The 25737-nt window shown below is 50.2% G+C and carries 9 protein-coding genes and 1 pseudogene; 6 read left to right on the top strand and 4 right to left on the bottom strand.

Features of this window, described 5'->3' with window-relative positions; genetic code table 11:
• The first annotated feature begins 61 nt into the window (after positions 1 to 61).
• Both ACJJI0_RS21305 and argF read left to right on the top strand, forming a co-directional pair.
• The gene (locus tag ACJJI0_RS21305) at positions 62 to 1246 is read left to right on the top strand and encodes an acetylornithine transaminase (RefSeq protein WP_444884107.1); all 1185 of its coding nucleotides are present in this window, start codon (positions 62 to 64) and stop codon (positions 1244 to 1246) included.
• A 22-nt stretch (positions 1247 to 1268) separates the two neighbouring features.
• Positions 1269 to 2183: an ornithine carbamoyltransferase gene (gene argF, locus ACJJI0_RS21300; protein ID WP_444884106.1), complete on the top strand. Its 915-nt coding sequence runs from the start codon at positions 1269 to 1271 to the stop codon at positions 2181 to 2183.
• Between the two features lie 528 nt (positions 2184 to 2711).
• Here the strand turns inward: argF and ACJJI0_RS21295 are convergent.
• A complete protein-coding gene (locus tag ACJJI0_RS21295) occupies positions 2712 to 2966 on the bottom strand; it encodes a hypothetical protein (protein WP_444884105.1) in 255 nt (84 codons plus the stop codon).
• Positions 2967 to 3005: 39 nt separating this feature from the next.
• Here ACJJI0_RS21295 and ACJJI0_RS21290 point away from each other — a divergent pair, with 39 nt between their 5' ends.
• The 3 genes and pseudogenes from ACJJI0_RS21290 to ACJJI0_RS21280 all read left to right on the top strand — a co-directional run.
• Positions 3006 to 5945, top strand: a complete 2940-nt coding sequence (locus ACJJI0_RS21290; RefSeq protein WP_444884104.1) for a ribonucleoside-diphosphate reductase subunit alpha — start codon at positions 3006 to 3008, stop codon at positions 5943 to 5945.
• Positions 5946 to 6397: 452 nt separating this feature from the next.
• Entirely contained in the window at positions 6398 to 7645 is a 1248-nt protein-coding gene (locus ACJJI0_RS21285) for a ribonucleotide-diphosphate reductase subunit beta (RefSeq protein ID WP_444884103.1), read from the top strand.
• Positions 7646 to 7963: 318 nt separating this feature from the next.
• A pseudogene (locus tag ACJJI0_RS21280) lies at positions 7964 to 8107 on the top strand (ribonucleotide-diphosphate reductase subunit beta); the annotation flags it as partial.
• A gap of 1313 nt (positions 8108 to 9420) precedes the next feature.
• On the opposite strand, the gene ACJJI0_RS21275 reads toward ACJJI0_RS21280, so the two are convergent.
• The 3 genes from ACJJI0_RS21275 to ACJJI0_RS21265 all read right to left on the bottom strand — a co-directional run bounded on the left by ACJJI0_RS21275 (position 9421) and on the right by ACJJI0_RS21265 (position 20650).
• The gene (locus tag ACJJI0_RS21275) at positions 9421 to 9771 is read right to left on the bottom strand and encodes a hypothetical protein (protein ID WP_444884102.1); all 351 of its coding nucleotides are present in this window, start codon (positions 9769 to 9771) and stop codon (positions 9421 to 9423) included.
• A gap of 5 nt (positions 9772 to 9776) precedes the next feature.
• The gene (locus ACJJI0_RS21270) at positions 9777 to 15809 is read right to left on the bottom strand and encodes a toxin TcdB middle/N-terminal domain-containing protein (RefSeq protein WP_444884101.1); all 6033 of its coding nucleotides are present in this window, start codon (positions 15807 to 15809) and stop codon (positions 9777 to 9779) included.
• A 185-nt stretch (positions 15810 to 15994) separates the two neighbouring features.
• Positions 15995 to 20650 (bottom strand): fibronectin type III domain-containing protein, encoded by a 4656-nt coding sequence (locus ACJJI0_RS21265; protein WP_444884100.1) that lies wholly within the window; start codon positions 20648 to 20650, stop codon positions 15995 to 15997.
• A 3216-nt stretch (positions 20651 to 23866) separates the two neighbouring features.
• Here ACJJI0_RS21265 and ACJJI0_RS21260 point away from each other — a divergent pair.
• The gene (locus ACJJI0_RS21260; RefSeq protein ID WP_444884099.1) at positions 23867 to 25363 is read left to right on the top strand and encodes a hypothetical protein; all 1497 of its coding nucleotides are present in this window, start codon (positions 23867 to 23869) and stop codon (positions 25361 to 25363) included.
• The last annotated feature ends 374 nt before the right edge of the window (positions 25364 to 25737 follow it).

Here is a 25737-nt window from a genome sequence, read left to right as displayed (position 1 = left end):
AATTATCTGCGGAAACGACTTCTATTAAACAAACCCAATGATTAAATAAGGAGGCGTCTCAGTGCCCCCCCACACACTGATGCACAACTATGGCGAAAGGACCCTGACCCTGGTCCGCGGCGAGGGAAACTACGTGTGGGATGATCGCGGCCACCGCTACCTGGACGCTATTTCCGGTATCGCCGTCTGCGGTCTTGGCCACTGCCATCCAAAAGTCACCGAAGCCCTACAGGAGCAGGCCAACACCCTGCTGCATGTATCCAACCTGTACAACATTCCTCCCCAACAGCAGTTGGCCGACCGGCTCGTATTCCTATCGGGTATGGATAATGTATTTTTCTCCAACTCCGGTGCTGAGGCCAATGAGGCCGCTATCAAGCTAGCGCGTAAACTCGGTAATGAGCGCGGGCTGGTGACACCGCAAATTGTGGTTATGGAGGGCGCTTTCCATGGGCGAACACTCGCCACGCTTACGGCAACAGGCAATGAAAAGGCACAACAGGGCTTCGCCCCCTTACCCGAGGGTTTTTTGCGGGTGCCTTTCAACGATGTGCAAGCCATTGAAAACCTGGCACAACAGCACAGCGATATCGTCGCCATACTGGTGGAACCAATACAAGGGGAAGGCGGTGTCCGCGTACCAGATACCGATTACCTAAAACAACTTCGTACACTCTGCGATCGACACAACTGGCTGTTAATGTTGGATGAGATCCAGACCGGCAACGGTCGCAGCGGCAGAATGTTTGCCTACCAGCACGCCGACATAGTGCCGGATGTATTAACCACCGCCAAAGGGCTCGGCAATGGTGTCCCTATCGGCGCCTGTCTCGCCCGCGGCAAGGCTGCCGGCCTTTTCACCGCTGGCAGCCACGGTTCGACCTTCGGCGGCAACCCTCTCGCTTGCCGTGCCGGTCTTGCAGTGCTGGAGACTCTTCAGGGCGAGTGGTTAATCGAGCGCGCAGAAAAACTGGGCGAACAATTACTACACTCCCTGCGCATGCGACTGGGCGATTGCCCTGAGGTTGTGGATATTCGCGGACAGGGTCTGATGATCGGTATTGAACTCAACCACCCTTGCGCTGAGCTGGTTGAGCGGGCTAGGGAGCAGGCGTTACTGATCAACGTCACCGCCGGCAATGTGGTGCGGCTACTGCCTCCACTCACCCTTACTGACGAGGAGTGCCAGCAACTGGCCGACGATGTCAGCACTCTGATTCAACAATTTACCCCGCAGGCAGTCTGAAGCACTCAAAGGAGAACAATTTATGGCGACCAGGCATTTCCTCACCTTAATGGATCTCTCCGCAGAGGAGCTAAAACAAATTATCGAACGCGCTATCGAATTAAAAACCCTGCGCAACCAGGGCATTACTACCGACCTCTTTCGCGGCAAAGTGCTGGGAATGATTTTTGAAAAGTCTTCCACTCGCACCCGCGTCTCTTTTGAAGCAGGCATGGCGCAGATGGGTGGCAGCGCCCTGTTTCTGTCACCGCGCGACACCCAACTAGGGCGCGGCGAGCCTATCGAAGACAGCGCTCGGGTGATCTCACGCATGGTCGACATAGTAATGATCCGCACCTTCGGCCATCAAAATGTGGAGCGCTTCGCAGCCCACTCACGGGTGCCCGTAATCAATGCTTTATCTGACAGTTACCACCCCTGCCAGTTACTCGCCGATATCCAGACTTTCGTCGAACACCGCGGCAGCCCCGCGGGCAAAGTGGTGGCCTGGGTGGGCGACGGCAACAATATGTGCCACTCCTATATCAATGCGGCGCGGCTTTGCGACTTTGAACTACGTATCTCTTGCCCCCAAGGATATGCTCCAGATGCCGATATTGTCGCTGCCGCCGGCGATCGGGTAAAAGTTGTGCATAACCCTGTGGAGGCCGTGCGCGATGCCGACTGGGTCAGTACCGATGTATGGGCTTCCATGGGCCAGGAGACAGAACAACAAGCCCGCAGAGAAGCCTTCGACCGCTATCAAGTGAATCACGAGCTGATGAGCCACGCCAACGAAGACGCAATTTTCATGCATTGTCTGCCAGCGCACCGCGGTGAGGAAGTCAGCGCCGAATTACTGGAGGACGAGCGTATTTCCAAGGTGTGGGACGAGGCGGAAAATCGCCTACATGCACAGAAAGCACTCATGGAGTTTTTACAGGAGCACAGCCAGTAAGGTTTTTTATGCGTCGGTCGATGGCGTTATTTACAACCTGTCGACTGGCCCATCCTCCGCCCTACCACCCCTCCACCAACTGACATCCGTATAAAAAACGACCACGCACTTTTTTCGTGGCATCAAAATACAGGTTCAGACGAAACAATACGGATGAACAAATAATAACCAGGCATGTTGCAACAAAAAAATCACGCCACAAAACTGATCATCTTAGTACCAACTTGCTCAAATTGCGCACATTCGCAAATGGTTATTGCCGTTGTTAATTTAGAACGCCCCGGCTATTAAAAAAAATTGTAAGAGCTTGTATTACCCTTCTCCCTTCACTGATAAATGCCATGCAGCCCAGCTGTGGCGGGACCTGCCGCAGAAGTGGCTACTGACTCAACACGCCTACCCACAATTTATCCACAAACAACCACAAAGTTATTCGGCTTGAACTGACCCGCCTACCGCATTATCTTGTAGCGCGCTCGAGGCATACCCCCTATATATTGGGGTAAGGGACCTTGAGCATCCCCAAATCTAGGGGCGAATCCCGGCACTCCGCCACACTTTTTGGCGGCCGGTGCCAGACGCTGCTTTTTTCAAAGCAGAATCAGAGGTAAGCGGGCGGAAAGGAATGATCCGCCACAGGCAGCAGCCGGCAAAGCTTAATTGAATGCCGGCCACCGAGCCGCCTGTTTCCAGTGCCTTCACGGTGTGGGAGGAATCACTGGCCAAGCGATGGACTCGCTCCGCACATGCCACGCAGTCCAGTGGCGCTGTTCTGGTGAACACACGCGGACAGACAACAATACAAACCTTTCGGAGATTTACATGCACACAGAGACAGGGCGCTCTCAAACCGTGCCTGCGGCAAAATCAGGCACAACCAGCGACCAGGCTACTGACGGCACCACTCTGGCCGCCACCGCACCGGGCCAGATCCGCGTCATCAAGCGCAATGGTACCGTTGTCCCCTACGACGATGGCAAAATTTCCGTTGCCGTTACCAAGGCCTTTCTCGCTGTTGAAGGCGGCACCGCCGCTGCGTCCAGCCGTGTACACGAGCAAGTCGAGGAGCTGGTTGGTCAGATCAGCGCCACCTTCAAGCGTCGCATGCCCTCTGGTGGCACTATCCATATCGAGGAAATTCAGGACCAGGTGGAACTGGCCCTGATGCGCGCCGGTGAACACAAGGTTGCCCGCGACTACGTACTCTACCGCGAAGAGCACGCACGCCTGCGTGCAGAAAAAGAAAAAAGTGCCAGTCAAACCGAACAGGCTGTCGATGCGCACCCCAGCATCCGCGTTAAACTCGACGACGACAGCCTCGTTCCCCTGGATATGGAGCGCCTGCGCACTGTTGTCAGCGAAGCCTGTGAAGGTCTGAAAGACGTCAAAGCCGAGGCCATCCTCAGCGAGGCCCTGAAGAACCTTTACGACGGCGTCTCCGAAAACGATATCAATACCGCCCTGGTAATTACTGCGCGTACTCTGGTTGAAAAAGAGCCAAATTACACTTACGCCACAGCCAGCCTGCTGCTGGACAAGCTGCGCTCCGAAGCCCTGCGCTTCCTCGATATCGCCGAGCGCGCCACCCAGCATGAGATGGAAAAACTCTACGCTTCCACTCTGCCCGCTTACGTGAAGAAGGGTATCGAGCTGGACCTGCTGGACCCCGCCCTGGCCACCTTCGACCTGGAAAAACTCGGCGGAGCTTTAAAAGGCGAGCGCGATCACCAGTTTACCTACCTGGGCCTGCAGACCCTGTACGACCGCTACTTCCTGCACAGTGACGATATTCGTTTCGAGCTGCCGCAGATTTTCTTTATGCGCGTCGCCATGGGCCTCAGCATTAACGAAGAAAACAAGAACGAGCGCGCGGTAGAGTTCTACAACCTGTTGAGCTCTTTCGACTACATGAGCTCCACCCCGACCCTGTTCAACGCCGGCACCCTGCGCCCGCAGCTGTCCTCCTGCTACCTGACTACAGTACCGGACGACCTGCACGGTATTTACGGTGCTATCCGCGACAACGCCATGTTGTCCAAGTGGGCCGGCGGCCTCGGCAACGACTGGACGCCGGTGCGCTCCCTGGGTTCCTATATCAAAGGCACCAACGGCAAGTCACAAGGTGTTGTGCCCTTCCTAAAAGTGGCCAATGACACCGCAGTAGCCGTCAACCAGGGCGGTAAGCGCAAGGGCGCTGTGTGTGCCTACCTGGAAACCTGGCACCTGGATATCGAGGAATTCCTCGAGCTGCGCAAAAACACCGGTGACGACCGCCGCCGTACCCACGATATGAACACCGCCAACTGGGTCCCCGACCTGTTTATGAAGCGCGTGTTCGAAGACAAAGAGTGGACCCTCTTCTCCCCGGCCGATTGCCCAGACCTGCACGACCTGTTCGGCACCGCCTTTGAAGAGCGCTACAACCACTACGAGCAACTGGCTGCCGAAGGCAAGCTGCGTCTGTTCAAGAAAATCCGCGCGCTCGACCTATGGCGCAAGATGCTGGGCATGCTGTTCGAAACCGGCCACCCCTGGATCACCTTTAAAGACAGCTGCAACCTGCGCAGCCCGCAACAGCACGCCGGTGTGGTACACAGCTCCAACCTGTGCACCGAGATCACGCTCAACACCAAGGCCGACGACGAAATCGCCGTATGTAACCTGGGCTCTGTCAACCTGGCGCAACACATTGGTGAAAACGGTGAACTCGACCGCACCAAGCTGGCCAATACCGTAAAAACCGCGGTACGTATGCTCGATAACGTTATCGACATTAACTACTACGCGGTTGAAAGTGCACGTCAGTCCAACATGCGTCACCGCCCTGTGGGCATGGGCCTGATGGGCTTCCAGGACGCGCTGTACAAAGCCGGCATCGCCTACGCCAGCGATGAAGCCGTAGCCTTCGCCGATAACACCATGGAAGCGATCAGCTTCGAAGCCATCTCCGCTTCCAGCGACCTGGCTGCCGAGCGCGGCAAGTACCAGACCTACGAAGGCTCCCTGTGGAGCAAGGGTGTTCTGCCACTGGATTCCATCCAGATCCTGGCTGAGCAGCGCGGCCAGCAATTTATCGATCAGGACACCAGCTCCACTCTGGACTGGAACGGCCTGCGCGAAAAAGTAAAAGCCCAGGGTATGCGTAACTCCAACGTGATGGCGATCGCCCCTACCGCGACCATTGCCAATATCACCGGGGTTTCCCAGTCGATCGAACCGACTTATCAAAACCTGTATGTGAAATCGAACCTGTCCGGCGAATTCACCGTAGTAAACCCCTACCTGGTACACGATCTGAAAGATCGCGGCCTGTGGGACCAAGTCATGGTTAACGACCTGAAATACTACGAGGGTTCCGTACAGAAAATCGATCGCGTACCGGAAGACCTGAAAGCGAAATACCGCACCGCGTTTGAAGTGGAACCGCGTTGGATTGTGGACGCCGCCAGCCGTCGCCAGAAGTGGATCGACCAGGCCCAATCCCTGAACCTGTATATTGCCGGCGCTGATGGCAAGAAGCTGGACCTGACCTATCGCATGGCTTGGTTCCGCGGCCTGAAGACCACTTACTACCTGCGTGCCCTGGCTGCCACTACCACAGAGAAATCTACGGTAAACAGCGGCACCCTGAACGCGGTAAGCGCACACGGCAGCAGCAATGGTGCCGCCGCAGCAGCGCCTGTAGAACAGGCTGCACCCGCACCGGCTGCAGTGCCGCAGGCTTGCTCTCTGGACGATCCAGACTGCGAAGCCTGTCAGTAAAAATTTGGCCCCTCCTGGGGCCTGTACTCACTCTCGGGGGAGAGCGTCGTAACCGCAAGTGCGGGCATGACCATGCGCAACGACCCCGGCCCACCCGGCTGCAAACACCGGGAAGAATTTTCGGGTCGGGGATCGTCTGCGTTTTTTCCCAACTGCGTTTTCAGTAACCCGCACAAACTGTGCGGCGTATGAAAACCACGAAAAAAACTTTGCCACAAACCTCACAGCCATGCGGTGAAAACCCAAAAATAAATTTTGGCTAAAAGCAAAGTGATAATTGATCTGGCACAGAAACTTTGTGCCCCGCTGGGGTAAAAATACCTGCAGCGATTGACCACTGCCGGAAAATTCCGGAATAGCACCCCTGGCCTCGCTCTGCGAATGTAGCGCCAGGAAGAACACAGAAATTAATATCGAATTTCCGATAACGAGACCGATTAAAAGGGCCGACTATGCTGAGCTGGGACGATTTCGAGACAAAGCCCCAACAACCCGAAAAAGCCGTTAAGGCGCAGACCGCAGCGGAGCCCCAGGCGAAATCCGTACAAGAGCCCAGCGCTTCTTACTCTGCGGAAACTCCAGCGAGCTCCACCACAAAAAATGGCTCCGCCACTGTTGAGGCTGCACGTGCAGCCGTTGCCAGCCTGGACCCAGCGCCCGGCCTGGAAGAACTGGAAATGGGTGCAGCCCGCATCCAGGTGGATGAAAAGCGTATTATCAACTGCCGCGCAGACCTCAACCAGCTGGTCCCCTTTAAATACGACTGGGCCTGGCAAAAATACCTGGATGGCTGCGCCAACCACTGGATGCCCCAGGAAATCAACATGAACAAAGACGTGTCCATGTGGAAAGACCCCAACGGTCTGACCGAGGACGAGCGTCGCATCGTGGAATACTCCCTGGGCTATTTCTCCACTGCAGACTCCCTGGTTGCCAACAACCTGGTACTGGCTATCTACCGCCATATCACCAACCCGGAGTGCCGCCAGTACCTGCTACGCCAGTCTTTCGAAGAAGCGATCCACACCCACGCCTACCAGTACTGTGTAGAATCCCTGGGCATGGATGAAGGCGAAGTCTTCAATATGTACCGCGAAGTGCCCGCCGTTGCCAAGAAGGCCGCCTGGAGCCTATCCCACACCCAGGCGATCGGTGATCCCAACTTCAAAACCGGCACCGTAGAATCCGACCAGGAGCTGCTGCGCAACCTGATCGCCTTCTACGCCGTCACTGAAGGTATCTTCTTCTACTGTGGCTTCAGCCAGATTCTGTCTATGGGCCGCCGCAACAAAATGACCGGTGTTGCCGAGCAGTTCCAGTACATCCTGCGCGACGAGTCTATGCACCTGAACTTCGGCATCGACGTGATCAACCAGATCAAGCTGGAAAACCCACACCTGTGGACGGCGGAATTCCAGCAGGAAGTGACCCAGATGATTCTCGAAGGTATGGAACTCGAAGTGGCCTACGCCCGCGACACCATGCCCCGCGGCGTACTCGGCATGAATGCAAATATGATGGAGGAATACCTCCAGTTTATCGCCAACCGCCGCCTCAGCCAGCTGGGCCTGAAAGAGCAATTCCCTGGCGCACAGAACCCATTCCCGTGGATGTCTGAGATTATGGACCTGCGCAAAGAGAAAAACTTCTTTGAAACCCGCGTTATTGAATATCAAACCGGCGGCGCGCTGCAGTGGTAAAAGAGGCTTCCGGCCAGTGAATTACTACAAAAGGAAAAAGTAGTCGCTCACAGGAAGAGAAGTATTGAAAACGGGCTTTCAGCCCGTTTTTTTTATCTAAATCCTGAATAGTTTAAAACAAAAGCATAAAAAGGCTTTTCTTACCTCTCCACCCCCTGACTTAACATTTATTGCAATACACCTTGCCCCCTCGGAGTCTATTTCAAGTGGAACCTGCCAAGTCCCCGCAACAAATAACTCATTAACTTTTTTGCAGAGCGAGGCCCGACTCTCGCTCTCACCTAGTAGCTTCTTCCAGTGTATCGCTAACCGTCACCCAGCCAGCAAGGCCCCAAAGAACAATTCCCTAACGTGTTAAACCCGTTCCAGTGGATTTCTGAGATTATGGATCTGCGCAAAGAGAAAAACTTTTTTGAAACCCGCATTATCGAATATCAGACCGGCGGTGCATTGTGGTGGTAAGCCGCTGTGAGTCATAGAATTAACTGACTCCAATCACGCCATCTGGTGACTTTGAGAATGTTTCTTATTTGCTGAACTGAGAGTAATGAAATACAAAAAGGAAGATTTATAGATACTAATAGCGAGATTTCGTGCTTGCGAAATCTTCCCCAACAGACTGTAGAAATGGAATTACTACAAAAAAGTCACTCACAAGAAATGATATATTGAAGCGGGCATAATGCCCGTTCTTTATGTATAGCCTACCACCTACTAGAAGTAGCTGAAATACTTAACAGTCTTCAATATATTGCAATTTAAGTAGGCCAAGCTTTTATTAAGAGGATCTATTTAGTTTATTAAAAACTCGTAATAATTTTTCACTAGGAACCACCTTGATTTACTACAATAGGCGGTTTACTCATTCAAAAATAGATCACCCTCCAAAAATGACAAAATCTACTATCTGCTGAAGGAGGAGTTTACCAATACTTACATCAGAACCGATCCTCCCTGTACTCCTCAGAAAGCTTTCTAGTTACTCTTTGTAGTAAACTTTGTCAGTCTTTATTGATTTAGGGGGAACTCAAAGCTAGTCGGCCTTACAGTTACTCCTACACCTCAAGTATAAGTTCTCTGTAAAGCTTGATACGGGTGGGCGTCCTTCCTTGGTTGTTTCCGATGGCAGCCATAAAGTGGCTTACCCTTGCCTTCATGGCCAAGTTTGTATCCAGTACACTCTCCACCCTGCTAGGCAACACTCAATTCAACGAATACCAGACAGTTTATATTGGTGGTCTCATTCCATCATTACTCGCATGAGTTCCTGCTTCATACGCCAAGCTGCGTTGTAAGAGATACCCAAATGACATGACAACTCCATACAAGAAATGCCTTTTTATCCTGAGTGATGAGAAAAATCCCGAGGCCCCAAGTAATAAGGGTTAACTTTATAGAGTCAAAGATTGTACGAGGGGTGACCAGCGCATGACGTCCACACCGGGTTGCACTGCTCTTCACTTCCATATTTTTTAAAGAATTGGGTCAAACCAATGCTCTTCTGAAACTGCACCTTGTTTCAAGCCATGGTGCATTTCCTTCTAGGCCAAACAGACAACTGTATTTGTTTACAGAACCCTGCAAGTTAGCAAGAGTGTCAACCAGGATAAATCAAGTAATAAATTTTTCCTCAGGAACATACAAACCGCCTTCAAAAAACACCCTCGCCCACCCGAGAAATAAAGCAAAGCTATAAATTTGAACAAACAATAAAATATTAGTCAGATAAAAAAGCCCCGAAAAAATAATCGAGGCTCAAAAATAATTATTTTAGATCAATTTCTACTCCAAACTTTAACTTTATCATTTCCGAATACAACATTTGATACCGATGGAGGAACAATAACTTCCTGCTCAAAGGAGCCACTCCCTCCTTTCAATCCTGGCTGCAAATGAACCTTGACTGATAAATTACCCCCCTCAACTTCAGTGCTTATTTTTGAAACCGATAACGCACTATGAAAAGACAGGCCTGAAACCAGTAAACTTACAGTATCATGCTCAACATCAATTACTTTAACAGTAAAAAATTGGGTATCCTTTTTCTCTAAAATCATCGGCTCACCAAAGCTACATGCCACATAGAAAGACGATAACAGGGTCAGCAAAAATATTCTAAACTTCATTACAATCAGTCCGGTTCCGGTATTAGGCTTTGTAGAGGGGTAATGCTACTTGATCCTGAAGATCGGCCAAATGATCCAAATGATGCACTTGAAGTACCATCCGGCCCCGTTCCAACGGCATGATTTTGCCCTCCATTGGCCTTGATAATTGATTCTTTCAATGTCATGGGGTTACTTACAGGTCCATAATTCGAGTTTAAGTTTTCACCAGTGCCAGAATCCCACGCATCACGCGCAAAGGACGAACAAGGAGCACCTAATTCCCATGCATCTTCTCCCATTGCTTCGTATTCAGAAACGGTCTCAAGAAAAGCTTGCTCTCCCTCTACGGTTAACGCTAAAACTCGTGAGGCCTCACTTTTTTGCCCAATCTCTAAATTCTTGTGCAGCCCGTTTCCTAGCTCACGGGGATTGTTTCCCCAAGTCCCATAGGTAGTTGTGTTACCAGATGCATCGGTATATACGACCCAGGCATGGCCATCTATAAGGCTATTACCTCTAGAGTGAATGGCCAACGTTGCACCACTAGTTTGTGCGGGAGAAACATTACCCTGGCCGCTTTGCTTAATAGCCGTTTCACCATTGGGATCCACATAATTTATCGGATTATTCCGCGCATAGCGATAAGGCGTCCAACGCTGCGGATCCGCAAAACGTCCCGAGTGGTTTAGCACCGGATCCGGGCTGATAAAGGTACCAAAGTCAGACTGCAGGTAGCGACGCTCGAAGTAACCTAACCCCGTAGATTCATCCAGCTCTTTACCCGCATAGCGGTAAGGTGCTGCGGTACTATCACCGAAGATATTTTCCAGCTCGCCGTAAGACTTATAGGTAAAGGCATTAATGATCTTGCCAGCCTTATCCAGAGTCAGGTCGGTAGAACCTACGTGCGTGTGCAGGTAATACTCAGTCGGCGTGAACACTTCTCCACTCTGGTCACTGCGGGCAATACGTTTCTGACCAACACTGATGTACTTCAGTAATTTGCCATCACGTACTTCACTATCTCCGTCGATATACAGAGTGACGCTGCGAGCTTCGCCTGTACGTTCGGTGATTTTAAAGCGGCGTTGGTGTTTAAAGTCATAACCGTACTGGTCAGCGGCTTGCTGATTACCGGCGTAAGTCAGGCGCTGGTCGTGGTCCCAGTGGTAGGTCTGGTCGCCGGCTTGCGTACGATTACCGTTGTCATCGTATTCAATCAGGCCTTCAGCCCAGCTCAACGCTTGGGGTCCAGGCAGGCTGCCACGGCTGCTGCGGTTGGAGGCGCCAGTGTTGCCATTGTCATTGCTGCCGCCATAACGCAGATCTGTGATCTGGGTATTTCCAGCGGTAGCCATATCTGCCAGGTCGACACTCGCGCGACCCACTTGCAGCAGGTTGCCGATTTTGTCGTAGCTGTAATAAACCTGCTCGATATCGTCGGCAACGCCGGTCAGGCGATAGACATCGTCGTAGCTGTAGACAATATTTTTTGCCAGGGAGGCTGCCTGGGCACTGGTTGCGCCGAGTTCGGCAGCCATTGCGGCGAGAGCGTCGCTGGGGCGTTTGTCGTCGATACCGAGTACATTGGAGACGGCATCAAAACGGTAATCCCACTGTTGCAGTGGCAGGGCGTCCCCGCTGCGCTGGGTGCGCAAGCCAGCCAGTCGCTGGCGCTCGTCAAAGCCCCAATCAGTTTCAACACCATTGGCCAGCCCTTGGTGCTGCAAAACCCCATTGGCGGTATAGTCCAGGCGTTCCACCACTCCCGGGATGCGCTCGAGCAGGCCGCGGGTGTTGTATTCGAAGTTCACCCGGCTATTGTCGGGGTAGAACTGCTGTGTCATACGCCCGGCACTGTCATAGGCGAAGCGCGTGGTGTAGAGGGGGCTGTCAATTTGTGGGCCGGTAATCTTGCGCTGGCGCTGTACCACTCGGCCGCGTGCATCATATCCCCATTGCTCGAAGCCAGCTTGGTCGGTCACTTTGGCCAGGCGCCCAAGCAGGAAGGCACCGCCCTCTTCGCCGCGCTGGTCGTACTGGTAGCTGACTACCGGTGAGGTGGAGCCCAGCTGCAAGCCCGGTTGCCAATTTGCGCCGCTGGGAGCTTCTCCTCGCGGCGATAATTGATACTCGGCAAAGAGACGGTTGGCGCCGTCGTAGCGATAGTGCCGCTCCTGCCCCAGGGCATCGCGGGTGGCCAGCAGGTTGCCGGCATCGTCAAAGTACTGCCAGCGCTGTCCGCGGTTGGGGTCGTCCAAGAAGCGCATGCGCCCCAGGTCGTCGTAGTGCATGGTGCGCACATTATTTTGTGCATCCTGCAGGCGGGTAAAATTACCATTGAGGTCGTAGTCGTAATAGGTGGACCAGGTGGCACCACCGATGCCGCCCTGGGTATTGGCTCCAACAATTTCATCCACTTGCCTCAGGCGGTATTCACCCTGCGCCGTTTGCAGGCCATCAAACACCAGTTTTTTGGCGGCGCCATGGTGAACACTGTTCGCACGAGTTTGCTCTTCATCTTCCAGCATCTGTGCCATGGGCAAATAGGTGATGCGATTGAAGACACTTTCCCCACTTTGCGCGGTATAGGGCTGATAAACCTCCTGGGTACGCCCTTGGGCGTCGTAAAGATATTGTCGGTGGTGCTGGCCTTTATCATTAGCGCGATAGGCGAGCCCCTGGGCAAAGTAAGGCAGTGCGGTCTGCACTACCTGGCCGCGCGCATTAAAGTTACTGTGATCGCTGACCACAACCTGTCCCGGTTGCTCGGCTTCACTGCGCACCATCAGGGTGCGGCCCAGACCGTCGTAAAAACGGCGGCTGTCGATGGTACCGCTAGCACCACTCCGCTCGCGCTGGCGAGTCTCTACCCAGCTGATACGGTGACCATCCACCATCTGCGCCAGTTGGTAATCGTACTCAACCGTGGGGAGTTGCAGGCTGTCCCCTGGCTTGGCCATGGCGGTGAGGCGTCCATGGCTGTCGTAACCATATTGGGTCTGCTGCCCGTTAAAGTCGGTGTAGTCGGTAAGTACACCGAGGCCCTTGTCATAACCCGCACGAGCGGTGAGCCAGCGGCTGCCGGTATGCAAACCCACTTCTGTTGGGAAGGTGTGATATTGCGAGTCGTAAGTGACTTTGGTTTGGTGGCCTGTGTTGGCGTCCCACAAGGGGTCATAACTTTGAATGCGGTTGCCGAAGGCATCGTAGCGGTGGCGCTCTGCGGCAACATAGGCATCTGCACTCTCAGCATCGTGCCAGAGTCGACGCAGGGTCAGGTTGCCCTTGGAGACCGCGCCTAAATTACCTGCGGAGAAACTTTCATCATCGTAGAACCACTGCTCTTTGGCCACAGCGCGGCCCGATAGGTCGGTAACCTTGCGCTCTAGTGGTAGGTGCAGGAACCAGTGGCCCTGTGCAGAGGCGGATTCCGCACTGAAGCGCAATTGGGTAATACGCTCGTCCTGCCAGTTGCCATCGGTACGGCCCAGCTCTTTGATATAAGTGGTATTGCCGTAATTATCGTAGTCATACTCCCAGGCAAGGGTCACTGGGGTACCGCTGCCCCGCTCCAGCATATGCTGCTGGCGTTCGGTCATAGCCGCAAACTCGACTTTGCGGCTTTCCTCGGCATAACCAGACAGCAGTTGGCGCAACTCCCACTGATTTTCCTCGCGCCAAAAAATTCCGCCGAAGGCATCGCGGGTTTCTATTTGTTTGATCTTGCCCTGTAGGGCTTCCTGTTCGGTGCCATCGGCTTTTTGGCCCAGGTGGAATTCGTAGCGGGTTGCCAGTGTCGGGGTACTGGCATCACCCACGCGGCGCTCTTCACTGTGTGCAAAGCCCTGGAATTCTTTATCGGCAGCATCGTAAAAGCCGTCCCAGTAATCCATCTCGGTGGTTTGCTGTTCACCACCGCGACCATCATCCACAACAACGCGCTTAAGTACCTGCATTGCCACAGGGATACCCTGCGACCAGGGGCTGTTACCCTCGCGGTCTCTCACCATCTCCTCGACAACAGAGCCGTACTCCAGGGTCGTCAATGCACCCAGGCCATTGTCGATCGTTTTTAGCTGATTCGGTTGCTCATTGGGGAATAGCTCTGCGAAATAAAAAGTATTAGCACCGCGACCGGGGCTGTACCAAACAATATCCGTAGAGCCGTTACCATTAATATCGACTAGGCGCACTTCTTCGGCGGATACATTTCCCTGGGCTTGAATTAATTGTGGCTGACTAAACTTTGCCAGCTGATGTTGCTTGGTATCCAGGCCCTGGTTCAGCCATAGCGATACCTGAGTGCCATTGAGGTAAATTAGATCCGCACGGCCGTCGGCATTGATATCAGTAACACGAACATTCTTGAGGTTGTGTAACGTATCGGGACTATTGGCAAACACTACTGCGGGAGCAAAACCCTGCAGGCCACGGTTAGCATAGTAAGCCGCGTAGCCATTGCTGACCCAAACCAGATCAGGCAGACCATCTCCGTTCATATCCCGGAGAAAGACATTGGGATCACCCAAACGCACTCTCTGGCTATCTGCAGGTATCGGTAATTCGATGGGCTGCGACCAGCCATCGGGGTGGTTCAACTGCACTATATGAGATGTAACCTTCCCATTAGTGCTAGCAGAGGTTGTAAAAACGTCAATGCGCTTATCGTTATTGATATCCACCATTTCAACGTTTGGACTGTCCAGGGGAATATACAGGCGATTGAGTGCCCCGCTATACTGCCAATTATGCGTTTCATCCAAGTGGAAGTAATCAATACTGCCGGAATTGTACTGCAGCATATTAACCAGCCCGTCACCATCGATATCAGCCCAGGTAACGGCGGGATTAGAAATTCGGCTATAGGAAAAAGTACTCATTTCGCGATAGTTCTGCCATTGCGGCAGGCCATCGTCCCCTGGACCTAGGTTGAGCCAGTAGCTGTCTTTATTCGGTGCGGTGTTAATAATATCCGGCAGTCCATCGCGGTTAATATCCAAGAAGGCAACGTCGGGGTTATTCAGTGGTACCTGACTCGCAGCCGGCATCGGTGACATAAACACCTGATCCTGCTGGTAGTGGGTATAGCCATAGCGCACTGGTGGCAGGGTTACCGTAGATTCACCCTCGCCTGCACTGGAATGGACTTCCTGTAACAAAGAGAGGCTTTGCCATTCCGTTAGCGGCTGATAGGAAAATTCGTATTTACGTAAATGGCGCCCGGCAAATTGTGTTTCCACGCGCTGCAAGCGATAAGCGGTTTTAATCTCAAAACCCGCTTTATAATTTGTTAGGACGTCAGGGCGGTCTTCATAGTGAAACTGCACCGCCATATCGCCATTCGTATTATATTGAATCCTGTCCAGATAAATCTGAACGCCATCATCCAACTTGCGATATTGATAGTCGATACGATTGCCATGGGTATCTTCTACCGCCTCTAGATACCAGGAGAATACCGATGTGCTGTTGTTGCCACTGACTCTGCTATTAGAGTCTTGACCCAAATACCAACGCAGGCCGTTGGATTGAGTCACCAGCCAACCCTTCGACAGACGCTCGTAGCGAGCAAAATCGCTGGCATTTTTGGTGCGATAAACACCGTCTTCCACCAGAACTAATTCTTCGCCCAGGTGATTGATAAACGTATCAAACTCATCAAACTCATCGGTGCGACCATCGCGGTCGTTATCCTGCCGATCAGCCTGACCCCACTCTGAATAATTAGGCAGGCCCTTGTCGGTTTGACGCTGGATATAGGGAATAACCAGTTTATGCCCCAGTCCTAATAGCCCGTTACCAAACCCGCTGTTGTATTCCAGTGATACATCCGGAGCCAGTCCATTACGCCCAGGGGGCACAGCCAAGTTCACTAGGCGCGAACTGGTGCCGGTATTTAAATTAGGGGTAAAAGCTTCACCGAGCCCAGAAATACTTCCTGGGCCTGTCGGCAGATTGAGAACGGGCGCTTGCAGAGCGGTATGTTCATCCGCAGCGATAACCGCCGTAGATGATGCAAGCAAGCAGCAAGAGAGCAATAATTTGCGCAGCATAAGCATCCTTGTTTTAGAGAGAAGTGCTTTATAAAAAACACTTTAAGAACTTAATAATTTTTTCTTTATGAATAAAACCGGCGAGGTTCGGTGAAAAAGAAATAACCCCCAAAATAGAGCAACAACCCAGCAGCATAAATGCCACTGGATTGCCAAATTAAGTTCTCTATTTTTTGAAGTTAGAATTAGTGAGTTACTGGCTGCTTCAGTAATAACAGCGGGCCGCCGTCATCATCACCACAGGTATCAAAATTTCTTGACTTATAGCGATGATTGAAGATCAGCTCAATATCCTTAATTGCATCAATATCGACAAGCTGACCAAACCGATCTTTCAATTGAATCGATAAGCGCCAACCTGTTGCGGCTACACTGCGCTCCTTGAAGACGCTAGTAATCGTGGAATTGGAGCCAGAACCGGTGTTAAACGTATCCAGATTTGCAGACATAAATACGCGATAGCTATCACGGAAGGCTAAATTGCTACCTTCCCCGGTATCCCAGAAACGAGGACTATGGGTAATTAACTCACCTTGAATGCCCACATCACCTTCGTTGTCCACCAAAGTACCTGGCGTTTTACTACGTAGGAAGCTGGTACCTCCGTAGGTTAAGAACGCTGGCACTTCAGTTTCATTAATAAGGCTATACTTGACTGGAATATTGAGTCCAATAGTCTCAATTTTATCCAGGTATGTACCTCCGGCTGCCAAGCAAGTCAGATCATCATCGTCCGCAATTACAGGCCCCTTGAAGAAAGTACTGCGTGGTAACTCCTTCGCAGTACTAAATTCCACAGTTACCCAAATGTCTTCACGGATAGAACGCGATAACAAACGCAGTTTTTCCTGAAAAGCTTTCTCAGAGCTTAACAAAGAGCCATTCTGCTGCTCAGGATCAGGGTGTGGATAGCTTTGCGTGATACCACTGATAAGATCCACATAACCGAACACATCGTCCTTAAGCGAGAATTTATCCGTTGCCTGCTGAGTGCCATTCAGGTCACGCAACTGATCGAAAGACAACATCTCACTGTGGAAATCCCTCAGCTCCTCAGCATTACGCAAGCCATAAATAGCCTCTTTCCTATATCCACTACTGGGACCAACAAAAGGCTCCTGCCACTTGTACTCTAGTGCACTAACCGTGTAGAACAACCATTTCTGCGCTTCTTCAAAGTGACGTTCCGCACGCAGCATTTCTGTAGTCAGGCGACTGGCGTGAATCGGGTCAGCAAAATAACGCTCTGCCAGGTTAGCGTTGGTGGTGAACATCTGGCTCATAACCCGCTGTGCCTGATTAAGCATACCGATCAGGCGCTCAACTTCCTGCTCTACGGTCGCTTCTGCCTGGGCAATATCCAGAGCGATGGTATTCGCTTCCAGCCACATGGTGCGCACACGTGCACGGCTTTCCACATCAAGCAGTTTATTCGTGCTGTCATTCAGCTTCGCTCGCTCCTCTGCGCCCAGGCGAATGCTCAGCGCCTCCAGTTTACCAATCTCTTTAATACTCTTGAGATTCTTATGGCTGGAAACTACCTGACCAATACCCTGCTTCATAGTGCTTGTATCCCCGGTGAAATACGCTTTGATCGCGCCACCCACCACTTTCAGGAAGCCACCCCGCTTTCTGGATTTCTCCGCTTCTTCACGAATATTGGTGATCTGCTTCGAAATGGATTCCTGCTTGGAGCCATAATCCAGGATGATCTTCGACATGCCGTCGACGATACCCTCTTCTTCCGCGCGTCGCTCAATTTCGATTTGAATCGTATCCAGCAGATTTTCCATACGCTGCAAATTATTACTCAGCGCAATTTCCGCGAGCTCGATGTTTTTCGCCTGTAGCGCAATTTCACTACCTTGCTGCGCAGACTCTTCAATAATGATGCAGTCTTGGTTAAAACAATTACTCGGGAATTCCAGGCCCAGCAAGCTGTACAACCAGTTGCCCAGTTGCTGGTGACGATCGGTATATTCCGTAGCGAGCTTATCGGCGCTGTGGCGATAGTTCTCATAGCTGGTTTTTGCTGCTACCAAACTGTTTTGCGCTGTGGCAATAGGGCCACTGCTTTCGTTGCCCAGAAAGTCACTCAGTGCATCGAAGGAGTCAAACACGGTGTTGCCATCAATACCGTAGCCCTGTACCAGCAACACAGCATCCTGGGGCAGACCCAGAATGTTGGTTTCTCCAGTGAGCCAGCTCACTGAGTTTTCCAAATCGCTGATATGGGTATTCCATTCGGATACAGCTTCAGGCAGGCCGGAGAAACCTTGAACCTGGGTAAAGTCGACATTCGGAAAGATCGCACGCAACGATGCCTCTTTGGCAATCAGCTCACTGCGCAGCGTGTCCATCTCATCAACCATTTGCGCCAACAAGGTGGTATTGGTCTGTCCGGCTACGACGGCCAAACGCGCTTGCTGCACTTTAGTAGAAACCAACTTGCTCATTAGCTGATAGAGCATGGTGACATCTTTGTAACCGGTGAACAGTAATTCTGCCGGGGTTACATCTTTTTGTGCCAGGTCGTTGGGGTCGTAGTAACGGGGGCTGATTTGGCCACGGGTGGGGCCCCACTGCGCTAAAAACTCCGGTGCATAAGTCAGCAGGGAGTTGTATTGCTCCAGGGCGTCTTTCAACAACTGGTGTGCGGTTTCTATATGACCAACTTCAACCTCCACCGCTTCGTTACGCAGGCGGCTGATACGAGCATTATCCAGGGCTTCATTGGCCAGGATCATTTCCGCTACCGCGCGATCGTAGTAAACATCCAGCGTGAAACGCTGCAGGTTTTCATTGTTGGGATGATGGGTCAGCTGCTCAAAAATAAACGCTTCCACATCAGTGGCGAGGTTACGCTCAACAGTGTCATACAGGCTGGAAAATTCAACCGTGGCTTCACCACTGGCATAAGGGTTGATGACCGTATTGGTGTCGGTATCAACGATATACATCAGGTCCAGGTAGCGGAAGGCCGCTTTATCACGGGAGAAAATACCTTGAGCCGGATTATGTTGAGCTGCCGGTACTTGATCGGCTTCATTGTAATAGAGTTGCTTACGGATCTGTACCGTTGGATCAACTTCAACAGTAACTGTAAAAGTGTCACTGAAGTCGGATGAACCTGCCTTGTTAGCAGCTTGGACACGATAATCGTGGGTACCGTATACGAATGGAGAGGCATTGTAGTCATAAACATTACCAGAGCCCGAGTATACAGTTTGCCAAGCCGACTCACTGTTACCATTAATACGTTGCTGCAAGAGGTAGCTATCGGCGTTATCGACCGATGGCCAGTTCACTGTATAACCCTCACCAGTAGAAGAAGGCAAAGTGATATAGTCTGGTACTACTGGCGGTTGTAGTATGGCAACAGTAGAACAATCTTGCGGAGAATAACTGGACTGATCGCTAGAGGTCAGTGCTCGAACCTTGTAGCAGTACTGTCCATTACTCAAGTTTGTGATAGTGAATTTTAGATCAGTACCAAGATAAATTTGCTTGCCAGTATTATCCAACACCTCATATTTAACTTCGAGGCCGCCTTTATCCACTTTTCCCCAATTTAGGGTAAGCTTTCCTTTCCAACTCTCCGCTGAATCTATTGACAATACCGGCACACCTACGTCGCGATCGACCTTAACTGTTACCAGTGAGGAATAATCGGAACAGGCATATTTATTTTCGTTACAAGCGCGTACCTTATAGCTGTATGTACCGTTATTAATATCAGTAAAACTCTTACTCAGGCCCGAGCCACTATAAATAGATGAACCGTTAGCATCCAAAACCTGATAGATAGCGGCAAATTGCATGGCATTCCAGCTAAGTGTGTATTTACCATCTGGGCTGTTCTTCGTTGATAGGCTAGGAGTAGGTACTCCAGGGCGATAAGAGACAATCAAATCCCCTCCTTCACGATAACCAGAGCAGGTAGTATTACAAGCACGCACTCTATATCGGTAGTTGCTTCCATGACTCAATGAAGAAACAGTTCTGCTGGTAGCGGAACCAGAATAAACATTACCCGACCAGCTTCCATTATCCTTGCGTTGCTGTAATTCATAACGAGTGGCCCCGCTACTGGCAGACCAGCTTAGATTTGCACTGCTAGAGGGTGTATAGCTGGGTACACTGATGGAAGATGGAACCGATGGAGTATGCTCTACCTTCATAGTTCCGCCGGTCTTGTAACCACTACATATGTTAGAAACACAAGCGCGTACACGATACTGGTAGTTGCCATTGGAACGGCTGCTTTCAGGGAAGCTAGTCCCTGATGAGCTATAAACTCTATTCCAAGAACCACCATTCAGGCTGCGGTAAAGCTCATACTTACTTGCGTGAGTAACTGAGGACCAGCTAATCGGGTAGGTTCCATCACTATCGAAAGAGGTATAACTAATACTGGAAGGCACTGGCAACTGAGTTACCACATTAACAGTATGTGTGGCGATGACAGTTTCATACTCTATAGTATCCCCCCTACATAGCTCGGGAGCTCTCAAAGCAGTCCGGTTAAAATCGTCGTCTGGGATACACTCCTCAAACTCATGCCAGTATTCATAATGATAGGTACCAGCAGAAAGCCCAGATATCGAAACAAATTTATTTGACGTTCCCCATGAATTCAGGGAGAGAGTTCGTACATAGTTACCGTTTTTATACTCTTTTAAATATGTTCGACTCAAGGAAAATGAAGCATCTACCGGCATATACTCCAAAGAAAAGTTCCCGTCAGTATCCACACTAGGACCATCCAGGTAATCTCCATATGCAACTGCACTAGCAAAAACTAGCTGCAGTACAAATAAATTACGAATATAAGTAAACATTTATCAAACCAAGCTATTATAATTTATCTAGATAAAACACTGACAAACATCAGAATCCAATCCAAACTTTTCAAAAACACCTGAAAAATAATAAATACCCTCCAAACACCTCCCACTGAAAACATATTTAATTTCAAAACCACAAAACCTTGAATACTCACAAAGAGAAACCACAAGATTTGGAGGCACACAAGAATATAAGCAACTTTTACAACCAAGTCGCCAAATTCATTCTTACAGAAAATTACATTTCTTAAATACAGTACTAGTTTTCAACTACCATTCCGTTGATAAAGAACATTCCAAAAAAGTGCAACTGAAGGAAAACTTATAAATAGCAACAAGGTTAATCTCACCCCCAGGCAGATTAACCTTCAGAAATTTTGAAACTTTAGTGGTAGAACTACAATTTATTCTTTAATACCACCTTAAGTGTCACAAAAAGTCACCCTATATAATTATTGCAGATGCTTGGCGAGTGAATTTTATTTTCACATTGATCAATCATCCCCATCTTTCATCAAGATGCCTTGCTGCATCCGGGCCAGATAAGATCACTTTTCCAATACTCTAATTGCATTGTCAAGCAACTCAGGAAGGGACACCGAAAGCGCGGCATTAAGGGATTTCTCAGCTTCCAATGTAGCCATCCATTACGGCCTTAAACCCAGGTAATAAAGCGCTACCTTTGCGAATCAACCGAATTTTTCACTCTCTCGCATCTTCACCTAATGACACTCGTACCAATCTTTGCTTAATCACACTCTTCATAACTTGAATTACTGCCAGCTGAGATATATTTGTGCTTGCTACCACCTCAGAAATGGTAAAATTACCTTTGTTTATAAGTGCACGTATTACAGGGAAGCAGGGAGACTTGTAATCACCCAGGTCGCATTTTTATGCTTTCAGCAATTTACGTTGCTGCTCTTTATCAGACACATCATCGAGATGTGCATTGTGCTCATCTAACCCAAATTTCTCAAGAATACCGTACATAGTGAGATTTTCTGGACTGACTCCTTAGATCTTAAAAAATGCCCTTTCAAAAAAATGTTGATAGACCAAGGTTTAAAATAAATGGCGTTGACAGCGAAGATTGAAACTGCCACAACCCCCAGAAATAGTACTCCACTGAACCACTTACCTATCTTTGTTATCATAATTAGCCATTTTATTTTATCCCCCTCATTTTCACTACATCACCTAATCAGCACAATCATTCTGACTATACAATACGCTCAACCACCTGGATTATCCGACAAAACGAAGCCCACACATAACTTAGAGTGACAAGCGTCTCAAGAAAATGGGCTTTGTTTCTTCGCAATTCACCGGCGAATAAAAACTCCACCTTCCCAATAGAAGTAGAAGATTATGAATTTATATAGTGCAGTTTCACTATCATTATCCAGAGTATCACTACGGGAATGGCGAAATGATGGCACAAGGTGGGCCTTCCAGGCTGCCATTATCCGTAGCAGAAGCAAGCTACCATTTGAGGAGTCACTACATTATCAGCTCAATACTAACGTTAATCAGAGGCTGAAAGCGGGTCATCAACTTAATGGTCACAAGCTAGAGCACCGCGTTTTCAAACCCCTATACTTTAATATTTTACTAGTGGGATCAGCATAAACTATAAGTATCTGGCACACCTGTAAGCTGTGCTATGCATCCGCTGCATCGGTCAGAGAGGCATCTGGTTAATTAGCATGTAGGATAGCCTGCTACTCTCAGCGTTAGCAAACTTCGTATAATCAGCAGATTATATGCACAGCGTCACTGGAGGACAGCTTATAAAAAAGAGAAGGCCATACTGACCATGCACAAACAGGTTCACAAAGAGTTCACGTGTCTAAATGGTCATATATTTTTTGGACCTAATGCAACTTGTAATGAAATCTGCAAAGAGACAGGAAGTAAAACAGAATTCACATAATCTATCGATGCGAAGCAATTCATAATTATCAAAGCACAGCATTGTAAAGTTAAGTAACTCACTCTTAATACTATGAGTACCTGTCTGAAGATTGACAGAAACAACTTTGGTCTAGATTTTATTGTCCGAGATATACATGGCCACTTGTACCAATTAGATAAACAACCGCAAGAGGTTGCTTTTGATCCATCCTGTAACCGTCTGTTTTGCCTTGGAGATATGAACGATAGAAGCCCTAGCAGCGAGTCTTTACTCACGCTTATTGATCACAAAACCTACTTCAATATTTTAGGCAATCATAAAGCCATGGTAATTGCCAGACTAGAGAATCCTGATACGGCGCCCAGGCATAAACCCAACGAAGGTGAGTAGTTCTACAAATTGAGGATGAAAGAGCATCAGCAGTTAGTAAATCAGATTAGATGCTGGCCTTGGGGTATAGAATTAGATACAGGAAACTAACGTTTTGGCCGGATCCATGTGGGCGTCCCCAATAACAGCTAGCCACTCACGCAAAGCACCCTAGCCGACATTGATAAAGCCTTGGTCCACTGGAGTATCGATCGAAGAGGAGGAGGCGATTGCAAGGCCGCGGGGAATTTTCTATGGGGCCGATCCCCGGTAAGCAGCTATAACAGTACCTGCTCGGCATGGGCGGCGCGAAGCGTACAATATAAAAATACAAACGTTATTTTCTAGAGCGCTTGGACACAATCCCCTCAGCCAACCTAGCCTATCCCCTAAAAATCTATTACCACATAGTTCGGGCTGATGAAACAGCTATCGAAGATCTGCATTTTTAATTTACCAAATACACAAGATATCGAGCGACTCAACAGCCTTAGACAGAAGTCCAATATCGTTGAGTACGAAATCGGCTAAATTCGCTTTCGTTTTAGTGGTCAAGCCTCAGGAAGCGCTCTTCATAAAGCTAGTTGAACTGAGGGAGTAGCAATGACTTGTACGACTCTATCTTACTGGAAGCCAGCGTACTCATAGAGGAGGCTAGCTTTCGACAAAATCTCATAGTTTCGTGCAAATAAAATGGCGACGAAAAGGTGTGCTTAATCCTGCCACGTCATCGCATGAAAAATGTCGCGTAAAGCAAGCATAAATCTAAATTTCTATGCTATAGATTCTCACTCTGTAAGTGAGCCCAATTCACTTGATGTCCCCCCAGATAACAAAATGACACGAATAAAACTCACACGCAAACGCTCTGCCCAGGGGCCCTAGGCTACTGGCCGAGGCGCAGCATCACTTGGAGACTCCCCATGAAGAACGATGAAGTGACACCTGAGCGCACTGAAGAGGTTGAGCCAACTACCTTGCCTGGCGACACGACTGCACTCACGCCGGTACCCATGACTGTTGTCGAGGTCACTAATTGGCGTTACCAGCGCTTAAGCTGCTTCTGGGGTGGGCCAAAGGGGCTCGATTACGGTTTGTTGCGCGGGCATCAGGATATTCAAGTCGCGAATGCTTACCCGGATCAAAATTCCACTTATTTCGTCGGTCAGTTCAAATTGCCAAAAGGCGCTTACCTGAAGCTGCGGGGACATTACGGTCACCTGCGTTATTTCTCACTCACCATCGCAAACAATTTGCCGGGCGGAGTACAGGGGAACGGTAGTTACCTGCGTGACGACCAAATCGTGCCCGATGAGGGCTCAATCAACCCTTTTATGTCGCCCAATAGGCGCGATGTACCGACAGAACGCCGACGCTACACCGTATATATCCGCTCGGGGCAGGCTCCTCGCAAGCCGCGCCCCAATACACTTTATACCGGTACCAACTCTGAGCGAGCCGGCATCCACCTCGCGTTTCGTAACTATATGCCCGACAACGGCTATGATGGCACAGGCAACGTGCGCATGCCGCCACTTGAGGAGGGTGGATTGCCAGTTGAGCTGGGGCTACCAACAGTCACGCTGCACCTTCCGGAGACCCCGATCCAGGGCGAAGAGGGTTTGTATAACAGCGACGATGTGGTGTTAACAGGCGAGAGAATGTGCCGTGCATTATTGGCTTCTAAGGAGGGGCAGAAGCAGGAATTCCCGACTAAAGAGTGGCTTCAATTGATTGAGGACTCCTGGGACCGGGTCAATGCACCTGCTATGCCCGCCCCCATGTTCCAGCGATTCTGGAATATGGATTACAGTGTCAAAGGTGCCTTCATCCCCGATCCTATCAAACGGGTTATCCGTTGCCCTGCAAGCAATGACGGAGCATGGCTGAACAACCCCGACACTGTATACATGGTTGGCCTGTTCTCGCTAGCTTTTGGCGAGGTCGTGGTGATCGAAGGTAAGATGCCGACTTTTCCTAAAACCAAGCATGGTCAGGTGAGCTGGCCCGAAGAGCAAACCCAGGTACGCTACTGGTCTCTTACCACTGGGGGCACGGCGCCGTCGGGTCTAGGCTGGTCGACAATCTTCGATGAAGAGATACCACTAGTTGAGGATCGTAAGTTCACTATCGTCATGAGCCGGGCGATCGATCGGCCCAAAAATGCAGACCGTGAGCACGGCGTCAAATGGATAGAGTTCGGAGCCGGCGAGGGGCACTATATCGGCGCTCGCAGCTGGGTCAACTGCGTCTACATACGCTACCAGGCGTCACTGAGCAACTACGACTGGCCGAACTCCCCCCTCAATATTCCGGTACCTACTGAGGAAAATCCCGCGCCTATGGACAGCCTGGTCATGGGGCCCTACTACCCTACTGCGAAGTATATGTCGAAGAAAGAGTTTGAGCGGCTTGCTTAAAGGAACTGCAATTCCTCGATAGTAATTCAACTTTGCCAAACTCCAGCAAGCGAAACTGGCCCGCCATGTCTTTAATGAAACCAGGAGTAGCCACATAACATGGCCAAATGATCGCCGGTAGGCGCGATCTTTTCGGTAACCGCTTTCGCGGTTACCCGGCCATCACAAGAACTTTACCGGGGAAATACTCGGCACTGGTCTCGATGCTCTGCTGGCTGCCCCGAATTTCAGAGTCACAGGCAAAAGCCCTTTTCGATACCTTTCTTGATCACAGCTTTGTGACAAGAGCAGTAACAGTGGAAACTGAAGCTTTATCGACTCATGACTTAAATTGCACAATGATAAACTGCCCCTAGCTTGTATAAACAAGCTCC

The sequence above is a fragment of the Microbulbifer mixtoriginis (SeqCode) genome, assembly GCF_052466695.1.
Note: the sequence above shows the minus strand (reverse complement) of the source record. Positions and strands in the feature narration are given on the sequence as shown.